Source organism: Achromobacter sp. MFA1 R4 (assembly GCF_900156745.1).
Lineage (GTDB): Bacteria > Pseudomonadota > Gammaproteobacteria > Burkholderiales > Burkholderiaceae_B > Achromobacter.
Genome location: NZ_LT707065.1, coordinates 1,271,386 through 1,286,004, shown reverse-complemented (window position 1 = coordinate 1,286,004; position 14,619 = coordinate 1,271,386). Strand labels below are relative to the sequence as shown.

Sequence of the window (14,619 nt, the reverse complement as noted above, 5' to 3'; positions counted from 1 at the left end):
AGTGTGGCGGATCTTCCGCCGGAGCAGGCGGCCGGAATGCTCTTCAAAACCGTCCGGCCATTTTCGCAACAACAAATGATGTAAAGGATTTTCAATGGCACACGATATTTTCCTGAAGATCGATGGCATCGAAGGCGAGGCCGAGGACGCAACGCACAAGAATGAAATCGAAGTGCTGAGCTGGTCCTGGGGCGTGTCGCAACAGTCCAACATGCACATGGGGTCGGGCGGCGGCGCGGGCAAGGCCACGGTCGACGATCTGGCATTCGAGCACTACATCGACCGCGCCACGCCGAACCTGGTCCAGTACTGCCTGCTGGGCAAGCACATCAAGCAGGCGCAGCTGGTGGTGCGCAAGTCGGGCGGCAACCCGCTTGAATACCTGAAGCTGACCATGAACGACGTGATGGTCACGCGCGTCAACCCCGAGGGCGTGGCCACCGACGAGTCGCGTCCGCGTGAACGCGTCAGCCTGTCGTTCTCCAGCATGAAGCAGGAATACATCCTGCAAAACGCCCAGGGCGGCAGCGGCGGCGCCGTCACCGCAACCTTCGACATCAAGAAGAACGCGGCCTGAGGCCGGCGCGACGCTTGATTACGGGACGGACGGCGCTTCCTGGGCGCGCGGTTATCCGTCCTTTTTTGTACCGATCATTGCGCCTTTGCGGGTCGTCCCGCGAAGGCGCGCCGGTTCGCCGGCTTGCTGAGCTTATGAACACTACCGAGATTTTCCGCTGTTTGGCCGGTCGTGCGCGGCCATGGGGCGTGCTGGCGTCGGTGCTGCTCGCGATGTCGCTGTCGGCGTGCGCGAGCCAGGGCGATGCGCCCGAAAAGACGGTCAGCCTGGATATCCTGATCGAGGCGGACGCGCGTGTGAACGCCGATGCGCAGGGCCGCCCGGCGCCGATCCAGGTCCGCGTCTTCGAGCTGAAGTCCCGGTCGGTCTTCGAGGAAGCCGACTTCTTTTCGCTGCAGGGCAAGCCGCGCCAGGTGCTGGGCGGCGATCTGGCCGAATCCGACGACCTGGTGCTGCGGCCGGGCGACGCCAAGCGCATCCAGCGCCGCGCCGACCCCGAGACGGTGGCCATCGGCGTGGTGGCCGGCTACCGCGACCTGGGGCGCAGTGTGTGGCGCGCCACCTTCACGATGCCGCCCCGGCAAGCCCAGAGCTGGTACAGCTCGTCCAGCCAGACGGTGCGCGTGCGGATCAAGGCCGGCGCCGACACCGTCGCCGTCACGCAAGCGGACTGAGCAATGAGCCTCTACAGCAAAGTCGTCTGGAGCGAGGGCCTGTTCCTCATTCCGCAGTTGTTCCAGCAGCAGGAACGCTACCTGGAGTTCTTCGCGCACAAGCGCGCCGCGCCCGCGGGGCCGTTCTTCTGGGGCTTCTCGCGGTATGAGATCGACCATGAAGCCCTGTCGTTCGGCAAGATTGCCCTGCAAAAGGGGGCGGGCGTGTTTCCCGACGGCACGCCCTTCGACATTCCCGCCCACGAGCATCCGCCGGCGCCGCTGACGGTGCTGCCGGAGCATCTGAACCAGCGCATCTTCCTGGCCGTCCCGCTGCGCCTGCCCGACGTGGACGAAACGATGTTCCGGCCGGATCCGGGATCGATGGCGCGCTACGTGGCATTCGAAAAGGAAATGGCCGACAGCAATGTGATCGGCCAGGGCCCCAAGGAAGTCCAGCTTGCGCACCTGCAGCTGCGGCTGCTGCCCGAGAAGGAACTGACGCAGTCGTGGATCGGCGTGGCGGTGGGGCGCGTCAAGTCGATCCTGGCCGATGGCTCGGTGACTTTGCACGATGGCGACTTCATTCCGCCGGTCAGCGCCTGCGCGGCCAACCCGCTCCTCGTGCAGTGGGGACAGCAGTTGCAGGGGCTGATCAAGTTGCGCGCCGATGCGCTGGCCAGCCGGCTGTCCAGCGGGCAGGGCAGCGTGACCTCGGCCGCGGAAGTGTCGGACTACCTGTTGCTGCAGATCCTGAACCGCTACGACCCGTTGATGGATCACATCTGCCGGGTTGGCGAGACGCCGCCCGAAACCCTGTACACCACGCTGGCGATGCTGGCGGGCGACCTGGCCACCTATGTCCGGCCGCAGTCGCGGCGGCCGCAGCCCGCGCCGGGCTACGACCATGCGCAGCTGTATTCCAGCATCCAGCCGCTGGTCGCCGAAGTGCACAGCCTGCTCAATCAGGTGCTGGTGCGCAGCGCGCAGCCCATCGCGCTGGTGGAGCAGGCGCATGGCATCCGCACGGCGACGCTCATGCCGTCGGAACTGCAGGGCTACGCCAACCTGGTGCTTGCCGTCAGCGCGCAGATGGCGCCGGACCAGCTGCTGCAGCAGTTCGTGTCGCAGACCAAGATATCGCACCCGCACCGCTTGCCCGAGCTGATCCGCTCGCACCTGCCGGGCGTGGGGCTGTCGCCGCTGCCGGTCCCGCCGCGCCAGATTCCGTTTGCCGCGGGCAATGTGTATTTCGAGCTGAGCCGCTCCGGACCGCTATGGGACCAGATCGCGCGGCAAGGCGGGCTGGCCTTGCATATTGCCGGGCATTTTCCCGAACTGAAACTTGAATTGTGGGGAGTTCGAAGCCGATGAATGCGCCCGGATTTGATGTCAGGACGTTCGACCTGCTGACCGGCACGGCCGCGGGCAGGCCGGCAAGCGCGCCGCCTGAGCCGCCCAAGGCGGTGGAGATCGCGCTGGATGACGAGGGGGCGGCGGCCGACCTGGCAAGCCGGCTGGACGCGGTCAAGGCCGCGCACAATCCGCTGCTCGAGGCGGCCGGGCCGCTGCTGCGGCTGCTGGCCTCCATGCCCGACAACCTGCCCGACCAGACCGCCATCCTGGCGCTGCGTCAATTGCTGATGCGCGAGATCGGGCAGTTCCAGAACCTGTGCGACAAGGCGGGGGTGCCCTGGAAGCAGGTGGCCGTGGCGCGCTACTGCCTGTGCACGGCCCTGGACGAGGCCGCCAACCGCAGCGCCTGGGGCGCGGGCGGCGTCTGGGCGGCGCAAGGCCTGCTGATCGCCTTCGAGGGCGAAGTGGATGGCGGGGAAAAGTTCTTCCTGCTCATCGGCCGGATGGCCAGCGATCCTGACGAGTACGCCGGCACGCTGGAAGTCCTGTATCACATCCTGGGCCTGGGATTCGAAGGCCGCTACAGCGTGGTGGCCGATGGCCACCGCCATCTGGAGCAGATCCGGCAGCGCCTGGCGGCGCTGGTGGCGCGGGCGCGCGATTCGGCGACGAGCGAGCTGTCGGTGAACTGGCGCGGCGAGGGCCCGATTTCCGGCGGCGCCCGCCGCGTGTTCCCGGCCTGGCTCAGCGCGTCCCTCGCGTTTCTGGTCTGCGCCGCGGTCTTCGGCTACCTGCTCGACGAGGTCGGCACGCAGCGCGACACCCTGGCGCATCGCATTCTGCAGGTCGGACTGGACCCGTTGCCTCAGGAAAGCGTCGCGACCCCGGCAGTGGCGGCGCAGGCGCCGGCCGCCTCGCGGCTGCGCCTGGCGGAACTGCTGAAAGAAGAAATCGCGCGCGGGCTGGTGAAGCTGCGCGAGGAACCCAAGCGCACGCTCGTCACCTTCCCGGGCGACACGATGTTCGTGTCCGGGCGCAGCGACGTGTACGCCCCGATGGTCGCGGTGCTGGAGCGCGTGGCCGACGAGGTCAAGCGCGTGGACGGCAAGATCGAGGTGGTGGGCTACACGGACAACCAGCCGATCCGCACGCGCCAGTTCCCGGACAACCAGACGCTGTCGCAGAAGCGGGCCGAGTTCGTCCGCGACATCTTCCTCAAGCGCGGACTGACGCCGCAGCAGGCGGTCGCCGCCGGCCGGGGCGAGCAAAGCCCGCTGGGCGACAACGCAACACCGGAAGGCCGCGCGCAGAACCGTCGCGTCGAACTGTACGTGACCTCGTACTGATGGGCGTGCCGGCCGGCACGCAATGGATGATCAAACAATGAAACGATTGCTGGGCTTTCTGTTTTCATGGCGCTTTGGCGCCATCGTGGTCTGCGTTCTGCTTGCGGCGATGGTCTGGATGGTCGGGCCGATGGTCGACCTGGGCGGACTGCGGCCGCTGGAGGACGTCGTCGTGCGCGTGGCGCTGATCGGCCTGCTGGTCGCGGCGCTGGCGTTCTGGCTGGTGGGCTGGCCGCTGTGGATCGTGTCGATGGCGGCGCTGTGCACACTGGTCTGGTTTGGCGGACCGATGGCGGCGATCGGGGAACAGCGACCGCTGGCGGACGCCGGCGTGCGCATCGGCGTGATCGCCGTCATCGTGCTGCTGGCGGCCCTGTACGGGGCCTACCGGCTGTTGCGGCTGTTGCGGACCGACGAGGCGCTGCTGCGCCGCATCCTGGCGCCCAGGAGCGACGAGGCGCAGCGGGATGCGTCCTCGGAGGTGAAGGCCGTGCGGCTGGTCGTGTCCAAGGCGGTGGGGCAGCTCAAGCGCTTGCGCGGCGGACCGCAGGGCTGGCGCCGCCTGCTCGAAAGCAAGCGCTATCTGTACGACCTGCCCTGGTACATGATCATCGGCACGCCCGGCGCCGGCAAAACCACGGCCATCCTGAATTCGGGGCTGGACTTTCCCATGGCCGAGCAGATGGGCGTGGCCAGCCTGCCCGGCGCGGGCGGCACGGTGAACTGCGACTGGTGGTTCACCAACGACGCGGTCCTGATCGACACGGCCGGCCGATACAGCGACCAGGACGAACAGGGCAATGCCGAGGCCGCGAGCGTGAACGCCGCCGAATGGCAGGGCTTTCTGGGCGCGCTGCGCAAGCACCGCACGCGCGCCCCGATCAACGGCGTGATCCTGGCCGTGAGCGTGGCCGAGCTGCTGGAGCGGCCGGGCGACAACGGCATGCTGGCGTCGATTCTGCGCACCCGCCTGGCGGACCTGCGCCAGGCGCTGGGCATCCGCTTTCCCGTTTATGTGCTGGTGACCAAGCTGGATCTGCTGCCGGGCTTTGACGAGTACTTCCAGGCCATGACGGCGGAGGGGCGGTCGCAGGTCTGGGGATTCACCCTGGACTACGCGCGCCGCGAGTCCGATGCGCAGCCGTTCGACCTGCGCGCGCGCTTCGCCAGTGAATTCCAGTTGCTGGAACGGCGTCTGGAAGACGGCCTGAACGCACGGCTGGTCGAGGAGTACGGCGCGGCCCGGCGCAAGCGCCTGTACCCGTTTCCGCAGGAGTTCCGCAGCCTGGCGGCGGAACTTTCCGATCTGCTGTCCAAGGTGTTCCTGGATTCGCGCTATGACGATGTGCAGATCCAGCGCATGCTGCGCGGCGTCTATCTGAGCAGCGCCCAGCAGGCGGAACGGGTGGTCAATGCCGACCGGAACTCGCTGTTCGAGCGCCTGCGGCGCACGCTGGGCCGGCTGTACGGCGGCGAGGACGTCGCGCTGCTGTCGGGCGGGCGCGAGCCGGCGCTGATGGCGCATCGCAGCTACTTCCTGCGCAACCTGTTCAAGCAGGTCATGATTCCGGAGTCGCACCTGGTGCAGCCCAACCGGAAATGGATCCTGGCGCAGGGCGCGGCGCGCTGGGGCGTCCATCTCGCGTCGGCGGGCCTGATGGTGTGGCTGGTGAGCGGCATGGTGGCCAGCCGCGCGAACAACGCGCAGTATCTGGGGGCCGTCGGCCAGAAGGCCGACGGGCTGACGCAGCAGGCCAGCGACGTGCCGGCGGGCGTGCTGGATGCACAGGGCGTGCGCCTGCTGACGGACGCCGCGACGCTGGCCCAGGTCGAGGGCCTGGACCTGGACGCGCCGCCGCTGGATTACCGCTATGGCCTGTATGCCGCGCCTCCCGTCGACGCGGCCGCGCAGGCCACCTATGCGCGCATGCTGCGCAAGCATCTGTTGCCCCAGGTGGGCAAGACGCTGGAAGGCGCGTTGCGTACGCAGATCGCGCGCAAGGACGCCGACGGTCTCTATGCGACGCTGGGCCTGTACCTGTCGCTGTACGACACGCGTTATTTCGAGTCCGATGTCCTGATCGAATGGGTGCAGCGGCAGTGGGCGCGCAGCCGCCATGACAGCGAGCGCGAGAAGTCCCAGCTGGCGGTGCACCTGCACTCGCTGTTCGACACCGGCTACGAGCCGCTGCCCGAGGCCGAGCGCGACGCCGCCGTGGTCGAACAGGCCCGCGCGCTGCTGCAGGAGCGTCCCGACGCCACGCGCATGTATGACCGGGCCATGCGTGCGCTGGAGGCCGCGGCGCCGCCGCGTTTCACGCTGCACCAGGTGTTGGGCGCGAGCGATGCCGCCCTGTTCAGCGATCAGGCGGCCGACGGGGACCCGGGCGTGCCCGGGCTCTTCACCTATGCCGGGTACCGCGACGTGTTCCGCAAGCGCGTGGGGGCGTACATCGATACGGTGTGGGCGCGCGAGAGCTGGATGCTCGGGCGCGAAGGCGGCGACGGGTCCGCGCTGTCGGAGGCGCAGGACGCCCGGCGCGCCTGGCGCGACAAGGAGCGCATCGAGCGCGAGGTCTATACGCTGTTCCTGCGCGACTACGCCGCCCGCTGGGAGCGGTACATCGACCAGATCCGGCTGGTCTCCACCGCCGGCGCCGGGGACGGGCCGCTGTCGGTCGACGTGGCCACCCTGCGCGCCCTGGCCGCCGCGAATTCGCCGCTGGCGCGGTTGGGCGTGGCGCTGTCCCGTCAGACGACGCTCTCGTCCGACGTGGATGCCGAGAACCCCGCCGACTCCGCCGCGGCGCAGCTTGCCGCGGAGACGGCCCAGCGCCGCTCCTCGGCCGTGGCGCGCGCCTCGGACGCGCTGACCCGGCTGGCGGCGGACTTCGACCAGGACAAGCTGGCCGAAGAACTGGTCGACAAGCGATTCTCGGCGCTGCGCGAAGTGGTGACGGGATCGCCCAACCCCGGGCGCATCGACCCGGTCAAGCCGGGCGCGCAGATGCAGCAGATCCTGCAGCGCATCAACGAGCAGTACACGCAGATGGCGGTCGCCAGCAGCGCGCTGGCCTCGGCCAGCATGCCGCCGCCGCAGGACGCCAGTCCGGCCTTGTTCCTGACGGCCGAGACGCTGCCCGCGCCGTTCAAGCGCATCCTGGCGGGGCTGTCGCAGCGCGCGGCCAACCAGTTGGGACGCGAGACCGGACTGCTGCTGGCCGAACAGGTCAACGCCGCCGTGGGCGGGATCTGCCGCACGGCCATCTCCGGCAAGTTCCCCTTCGCCGAGTCGTCCCAGGAAGTCGATCCGGACGACTTCGTCCAGCTCTTCGGCGCGGGCGGGGTGTTCGACGCGACGTTCCAGCGGTCGCTGGCGATGCACGTGGACACCAGTTCCAGTCCCTGGCGATACAAGCCGGCCAGCCCCGGCATGCGGCCCATCCAGGGCCCCGATCTGCAGCCCTTCGAGCGCGCCGCCGAGATCCGCAAGGCGTTCTTCGACGGCAGCGGCGCCAAGGGCCTGAACTACCGCCTGACGGGCAGCATCGTGTCCGTGGATCCGGCCATCACCGAACTGCTGCTGGATGTGGACGGCGACAGCCTGCGCTACATGCATGGCCCGGTCTCGCCGTTTTCGTTCGCCTGGCCGGGGCCGCGCAGCGGCAGCTACCTGGAGTTGTCGGCCCGGCCGAGGGTCACCGCGGAGTCGTCGGGCGTGCATCTGTCGGGCCCGTGGGCGCCGCTGCGCCTGCTCGATTACGGCCGCGTCACCGCCACGGCCTCGTCCGGCAGGGCGCTGGTGGATTTCGATTTCGACGGGCGTCACGCCGTGCTGGAGATCGGCGGCGGCCGCAAGGGGAATTTCCTGACCGGGTCGCTGTTGCGCGGCTTTCGCTGTCCAGGGGGCGCGTGATGAACCTGCCGCGCCCCGCCTACTGGGGCAAGCTTCCGGCGTATGGCGATTTCCTGCGGCAAGGCGCGCCCCTGGACGTGCAGCAGGCCTGGCGGCAGTGGCTGGAAGGCCCGCTGCGTGAGGCCTGGCTGGCGTCGGGCCTGGCGCAGGCCCATGCCTTGCCGTGGAGCTTCGTGCTGCGGCCGGGATGCCTGCGGTTCTCGGGCGACCGCTATGTGGCGGGGGTGTACGCCCGATCGCAGGACAAGTTCGGCCGGGAACACCCCTTCCTGATGTGGTTCCTGCTGGCGCCGGCGAGCGTATCGGCGCTGTTGAGCACGCATGACAATCCGCTGTTCTGCCTGGCGCGCCTGCTGCATGGGCATCTGGCCGCGCCGGGCGTCGCTGCGTCGGGCGGGCCGGCCCTGGTGGATCAGATCAACCGGCTCTGGCGGCCTGGCCGCGCCGGCGTCCTGGGCGCCTTGCGGCGGCGCAAGGACGCGCCGGACTTCGCGGCCGCGCGCGGATGGGCCGATGGCTGGCCGTCCGACACCCGCGAGGATGGCCTGGCGGGCGTGCCGCACGCGCCATGGCGCAACTGGCCCGGGACCGTGTTCGAAGACCTGAGCCAGGCCTGGTACTGGCAACAGGATGTGCAAGCCGGGTATGTGAGTTTTTTATCGGTAACGGCCGCTGAACCGGCCGATCTTGCCTGAGGAAGTCAAAGATGGCCATTGCGAGTAATTCAGTTTCGAATCAAGCCCGCACGGTGGAAATCCGCGGGGCGGGCCTGCCGTCGGCGATGGGCCTTCCCATGCTGCGGCTGCAGTCGCTGGACGGCCAGGAGCGCATGGGCGAGTTGTTCAGCTACGAGGTGATCCTGCGCACGCCCAATGACACGCAGGTGCCGCTGTCGGTGTCGGCCAATCTGGACCTGACGGGCATGATCGGCAAGGAGCTGACCGTGTCGGTCCAGCTGTCCGATGGCGGCCGCCGCGAGATCTCCGGCCTGGCCGTGAAGGCCGGGTTCGTGCGCCAGGAAGGCGACCACAACCTCTACCGCGTCACGCTGCGCCCCTGGCTGTGGCTGGCCACGCTGACCACCGACTACAAGATCTTCCAGGACCAGAACGTGGTCCAGATCATCGAGCAGGTGCTGAAGGACTATCCGTATCCGGTCGAGAAGCGGCTGGACATTGAAAAGTACGCGATCCTGCCGGAAAGCGTCACCAACGAGCCGCGCAATTTCCAGGTGCAGTACGGCGAGACGGATTTCGACTTCATCCAGCGGCTGATGGAGGAGTGGGGCATCTACTGGTTCTTCGAGCACACCGAAGGAACCCACAGGCTGGTGTTGTGCGACCACGTCGGAGCCCATCGTCCGCCGGACAGTCCGGCCTATCAGCACATTCCCATGCACGCGCAGGGCGGGCACGTGGACTGCGATGTCTTTCACCAGTTCGGCGTCGATGAACGTCTGTTTCCCGGGCGGGTGGTGGTCGATGATTTCGACTTCACGCGGCCGCGCATGCTGTTGGCCACGTCCAGCCACCAGCCGCGCGAAACGAGCTGGGCCGAAGGGGAAATCTTCGAATGGCCCGGCGACTATACCGACGCCAAGCATGGCGCGCTCATCAGCCGGATCCGCATGGAGGAGCGGCGCGCGCGCGGCGTGCGCTCGCGCGGCTACGGCAACGTCCGTGGCGTCGCCGTCGGCCAGACCTTCAATCTGACCGGCCATCTGTACGAGAAGGCCAATCGGGAATACCTGGTGCTGGCCTCGAACCTGTCGTTGTCGGAGATTCCGGAAGAGACCGGCACCGGGGTGATCTACGACTGCGCCAATGAAGTGGAAGTGCAGCCGACCGGCGAAGTGTTCCGCATGCCGCGGGTGACGCCCAAGCCGGTCGTCAGCGGCCCGCAGTCGGCGCTGGTCGTGGGACCGGAAGGCAAGGAGGTCTGGACGGACGAGTTCGGCCGGGTCAAGGTGCGGTTCCTGTGGGACCGCTACGCGCGCAATGACGCGTCCGATTCCTGCTGGGTGCGCGTCAACCAGGCCTGGGCGGGGTCGAACTTCGGCGGGATGTACATCCCGCGGATCGGGCAGGAGGTCATGGTCGGCTTCATGAACGGCGACCCCGACCGTCCCATCATCCTGGGCGGCCTGTACAACAGCGTGACCCGCCCGCCCTGGGACCTGCCGGCCGAAGCCACCAAGAGCGGCATCAAGACCCGCAGCCTGGAGGGGGGCCGGGAAAACTACAACGGCATCCGCTTCGAGGACAAGCCGGGCCTGGAAGAATTCTACGTGCAGGCCGAACGCGACATGGTGCGGTTGACCAAGGGCGCCGAGATGCACACGGTGGCATTGACCTATGGCCAGGCCGTGGGCATCAACCACTCGACCGCGGTCGGCGGCATGCTCAGCAGCACCGTGGCCGGCACTGCGTCCTACAACGTCGGGCTGGCACACTCCACCCAGGTGGGCGGCCTGTGCGCGCTGAACGTGGGCGGCGCCTATGCGGTCAACGTGGGGGCGGCGGCCAACCTGAACGTGGGGGCGGGCCTGTTGATGAACGCGGGGGCCGCCGTCGCGATCACCTGCGGCAAGGCGGGGATCAACCTGCTGCACGACGGAACGATTGCGCTGATCGGCAACAAGATCTCGATCATCGGCTCGGACGAGGTGGTCGTGCAGGGCAAGCCGCTGCAGCTGAATCCGTGCGCCGATGGCGACATCGTCAGTTTCGGCCTGGGCGCCGGCGTGCCGCCGGTGTTCCTGCCGACGATCGAGCTGCCCATCGGCGGGCACGACAAGCACGTGCCGCGGCCCACGACGCCGCCGCCGCCGACACCGCCGGTGACGACACCGCCGGTGACGCCGCCGGTGACACCGCCGCCGCCGACGCCGCCGGTGACACCGCCGCCGCCGACGCCGCCGGTGACACCACCGCCGCCGACGCCGCCGGTGACACCACCGCCGCCGACGCCGCCGGTCACGCCGCCGCCGCCGACGCCGCCATTGACGCCGCCGCCGCCGACGCCGCCGGTCACGCCGCCGCCACCGACGCCGCCCGTGACGCCGCCGCCGACGACCAAGCCGCCGGGTCCCACGGAGCTCTCGGCAATGATCGACGGCTAACCCAGACGGCCCGCTCCGTCCGGCCAATGACAGGAGGACTGCATGACTTCATTTCCCGCGGTACGCGCCGGCGACCTGATCGCCCACGGCGGAAGCATCCTGACCGGATCGCCCGATGTGTTCATCAATAAACTGCCCGCGGCCTTCTGCGGGGCCTCGGCGGTCTGCTGCGGCTTGCACGTGTCGGCGCAGGCGGTCGCTTCCGGCGCGCCGACGGTCTTCATCAATGGACTGAAGGCCGCGCACAAGGCCAGTTGTTCGTCCTGCGGCTCGCCCGCCGCCACGGCGTCCCTCGACGTGTTCATCGGCGTGTGAGCGCAGCGGCATGACGGCAGTGGCGGGGGTGGCGGGGGTCCTGTTGGGCCTTACGGGACGGTTGATCGAGGGCGACGACCTTCCTCGCGCGCCGGACTGGTGGCGGCGCCGCGAAAGCGGCGTGTTCCTGCGCAAGCTGCCGGCCAGTGCCCTGGCGGGCCTGGGCCCCGGCGGGGTCGACGTGCGCAGCGGGCAGCTCCTGTGCAACGTTGCGCGGCGCCGCGACGTCGTGCCGGCGGGACCGTTGGGGCTGGGATTCGACCGCATCTATGACAGCCGGATCAAGGACGCCGGGTGCCTGGGGCCAGGCTGGCGGACGCGCTGGGACGTGACGCTGCGCGTCCAAGGCGAATCGCTCGTCTACCGGGACGAATGGGGGCGTGCGCTGACGGTGCCGCGGCCGGAACCCGGCACCCAGGTCATTCTTGCCGCGGCCTCGCTCAATCTGGCCTGCCTTGAGGACGGCCATTATGTGATCGCGGACGCGGGGCCGGCCTGCATGCGCTTTCTGCCCGCGGACGAAGCGGGCACGTGGCGGCTGGACGCCCTGGAGTTCCTCGACGGCAGGCTATTCACGATTGCGCGCGACCCGCGCGGCGGCATCCGGTCTGTCAGCAATGAGCGCGGCGCGGGACTGTGGTTCGACCTGGACGACGCGGGCAGGATACGCGCCGTGGCGCGCGGCCCCCAATCGGAACCCAGCGCGGTTTATGCGTACGGGACCGACGGACGCTTGGCGCGGGTGGAATCGTCCCGCGGCAAGCCGATAGGCCGGTACGGCTACCAGGATGGCCTGCTTGCCGACATCGCCGAGGCGGCCGGGGAGCGGTCGATCCGTTGGCTCGGATCGACCGCGGGACCGCAGGTGGCCGGGTTGCGCCTGCCGGGGGGGCGGATGTGGCTGGTGCGACGCGAGCCGCAGGCCCGGCGTGTCAGGATGCAGGCCTCGGACGGCGCCGAATTGCACTGGCATGTCGATGCGCAAGGGCGGGTCGTGGCCTACCGCGATGCCCAGGGGGCCGTCTACAAGGCGCACTACGACAAGGGCTCGCAGCTCGCGCGCGTGGACGCGCCCGACGGGGCATTCGAATTCGAGTACGACGGCTTTGGCCGCGTGGTCCGAGAGACGGCGCCCCATGGACGGGTGCGGCGCGTGGGCTACGCCTTTTCCACGTCGATTCCCCTCATGCTGTCGCGCGAGGGCGCGCGGAACTGGTTCTGGCTGCGCGATCCCCACTTGCGCCCGCAGCAGCGGCGTGCGCCGGGGGGCGTCATCACGGACTATGAATATGACCCGGAAACCGGCGCACGGCGGGTGGTGCGCCAGAACGGCGTCGCAACCCGCCATGCGCATGACGACGCGGGCCGGCTGCTGGTGCGCGAAGGCGCGGACGGCGCGCAGTTCCGGTACGCCTGGACCGATGACGGCCAACTGCGCGCACGGGGCGGGCCCGGCCATCCGCTGGAAGTGCGGGAGCGGGACGACGTCGGCAATCTCAAGGTGCGCGTCGGCGACGGCACGCGGGCGCGGCTGGCCGTGTATGACGCGGGGGGACGCCTGGTCTCGCTGGCCAATGCCGCGGGGCACACGCGCCATTGGCGCTATGACGCGCAAGGGGCGCTGGCGCAGCTTACGGACGAAGAAGGCGCCACCACGCGCCATGCCCGGGATGCGACAGGCCATGGCCTCGAGGTGCAAGGGCCGGGCGGCGGCACGCAGCGCTGGATCATGGACGTGGTGCGCCGCGCGTGGGCGCGGCGCGATGCGGACGGGGTGACCATCGAACGCCGCCTGGATGTCTCGGGCCGCGTCACGCATCAGGCGGACATCGCCGGCGCAATGCGCGCCGACACCGAGTTCGGCTACGACGCGCAGGGACGCCTGGCCCGCCGCGAGCGCGCGGGCCTGCGCTGGGCGTTCGAGCACGATGACCACGGCCGGCTGGCCGAGGTCCGCGCTGAGGGCGATGGGGGGACATCCCGCCTGGTGTTCGCCTATGACGCCCATGGCCGCGTGGTCGGGGAAACCGGCGAGCGCGGCACGCTGCAGCGGCATATCGACGACCAGGGCCATGTGGCCGCGTACCGGCTGCCTTGCGGCCTGGCCCTGTACGCGGCGCGCGACCCCGGGCAGCGGGCCGTGCAACTGAGCTATGCGCTGGAGGGAGAGACCGTGACGCTGGCCACGCTGATCTACGATGGCGCTGGCCGCGAGACGATGCGTATTGCGGGCGGCGTGCAGCGCGACATCGTCATCGACGAGACGGCGGGGACGCGGTCGGAGACGTCGGCGCGGGTGGCTGGCGGCTTCACGCGGATCGACGGTCTCGACCGGAGCGAACGGCGGGACGCGGCGGGGCGGCTGGTCGAAGAGTCGGACGCGCTGGGGCGCCGGCTCTACGACTACGACCGGCGTGGCCAATTGGTGCGCAGCCTCGGCGAGGCCGGCATGGTCTACACCACCTGGGATGCGGGCGGCAACGTCATTGCGTTGGACAGCGCGGGGTGGGCGCCGCCCAGCCCCGCGCCCGACCATCGTCCCGCCCGGGTCGGCCGGCACGCGCTGGCGTACGACCCCTGGGGGCGGGTGCTGCGACGCGACGGCCCTTTGTCCCGCGCGTCATTCGAGTGGGACGCGGCAGGCCGGCTGATCCAGGCCCGGGAGAACGGCGTGGCCGTCGCGTATGCGTACGACGCGGCCGGCCGGCTGGCCGCGCGGCGTCTCGCGCAGGCGGGCGATGCGTGGACCCATCGCTTCGTGTGGGACGGGCTGCGCCTGATGCAGGAGCGCACCCCGTTGCTGCGCGTCACCTACCTCTATGCGCCGGCGCGTCCGGGCTGCCTGTCGTACGCCCCGGTCGCCCGGCTGATCCAGCGGCGGCCCCACAAAGCGGCAGGCTGGGCCGCGCCGCAGGCGCAATACCTGTATGTGGACGCGGCGGGCCGGGTGCGCGCGGTCCTGGACGGCGACGGGGGCGTCGCCTGGCTTGGCGGCATACGGGCCTGGGGCGAACGGATTGGCCCACCCGTGGTGGACACGCCCGCGCCGCCGGGCTTTGCCGGCCATTGGATGGACCCGGACGTGTCGATCTGCTGGAATGGCCGCCGCTTTTATGACCCGCTCACCGCCCGCTACCTGAGTCCGGACCGCGACGCGCCGCCCGGGGTCAGCCCGTATCGCTACGTGGGCGCGCCCGCGATGCAGGCCAATCCCACCGGCCTGGCGGTGGGGACGCCGGGCGTTGGCGCGCGCGCGGGGATCACGATTCCGGAGCGCGCGCCGGTCCTGTGGGCCGGCGCGCTGCCGCCCGCCGCGCGCGTCCCGTAGCCGGGCG

9 protein-coding genes are annotated in these 14,619 nt (G+C 69.7%); all 9 read left to right on the top strand.

Annotation, left to right across the window (positions count from 1 at the left end):
* Positions 1-94 precede the first annotated feature (94 nt).
* The 9 genes from BXA00_RS05815 to BXA00_RS05775 all read left to right on the top strand — a co-directional run bounded on the left by BXA00_RS05815 (position 95) and on the right by BXA00_RS05775 (position 14,612).
* Positions 95-577 carry a type VI secretion system tube protein Hcp gene (locus BXA00_RS05815; RefSeq protein WP_076517027.1) on the top strand — a complete coding sequence of 161 codons (483 nt, stop codon included), beginning with the start codon at positions 95-97 and terminating at the stop codon, positions 575-577.
* A 134-nt stretch (positions 578-711) separates the two neighbouring features.
* Positions 712-1,251, top strand: a complete 540-nt coding sequence (gene tssJ, locus BXA00_RS05810) for a type VI secretion system lipoprotein TssJ (RefSeq protein WP_076517025.1) — start codon at positions 712-714, stop codon at positions 1,249-1,251.
* A gap of 3 nt (positions 1,252-1,254) precedes the next feature.
* Complete coding sequence (gene tssK / locus BXA00_RS05805; protein ID WP_076517023.1) at positions 1,255-2,604, top strand: type VI secretion system baseplate subunit TssK; 1,350 nt, start codon at positions 1,255-1,257, stop codon at positions 2,602-2,604.
* Complete coding sequence (tssL, locus tag BXA00_RS05800; protein WP_076517021.1) at positions 2,601-3,932, top strand: type VI secretion system protein TssL, long form; 1,332 nt, start codon at positions 2,601-2,603, stop codon at positions 3,930-3,932. Before tssK ends, tssL begins: the two co-directional genes overlap by 4 nt.
* 37 nt (positions 3,933-3,969) lie before the next feature.
* Positions 3,970-7,848 (top strand): type VI secretion system membrane subunit TssM, encoded by a 3,879-nt coding sequence (tssM, locus tag BXA00_RS05795; protein ID WP_076517019.1) that lies wholly within the window; start codon positions 3,970-3,972, stop codon positions 7,846-7,848.
* Complete coding sequence (gene tagF / locus BXA00_RS05790; RefSeq protein ID WP_076517017.1) at positions 7,848-8,543, top strand: type VI secretion system-associated protein TagF; 696 nt, start codon at positions 7,848-7,850, stop codon at positions 8,541-8,543. Before tssM ends, tagF begins: the two co-directional genes overlap by 1 nt.
* An 11-nt stretch (positions 8,544-8,554) precedes the next feature.
* Positions 8,555-10,969, top strand: coding sequence for a type VI secretion system Vgr family protein (locus BXA00_RS05785; protein ID WP_083714190.1), 2,415 nt, complete (start codon positions 8,555-8,557; stop codon positions 10,967-10,969).
* A gap of 42 nt (positions 10,970-11,011) precedes the next feature.
* Entirely contained in the window at positions 11,012-11,284 is a 273-nt protein-coding gene (locus BXA00_RS05780) for a PAAR domain-containing protein (protein ID WP_076517013.1), read from the top strand.
* A 10-nt stretch (positions 11,285-11,294) separates the two neighbouring features.
* Positions 11,295-14,612 carry a DUF6531 domain-containing protein gene (locus tag BXA00_RS05775; protein ID WP_083714189.1) on the top strand — a complete coding sequence of 1,106 codons (3,318 nt, stop codon included), beginning with the start codon at positions 11,295-11,297 and terminating at the stop codon, positions 14,610-14,612.
* The last annotated feature ends 7 nt before the right edge of the window (positions 14,613-14,619 follow it).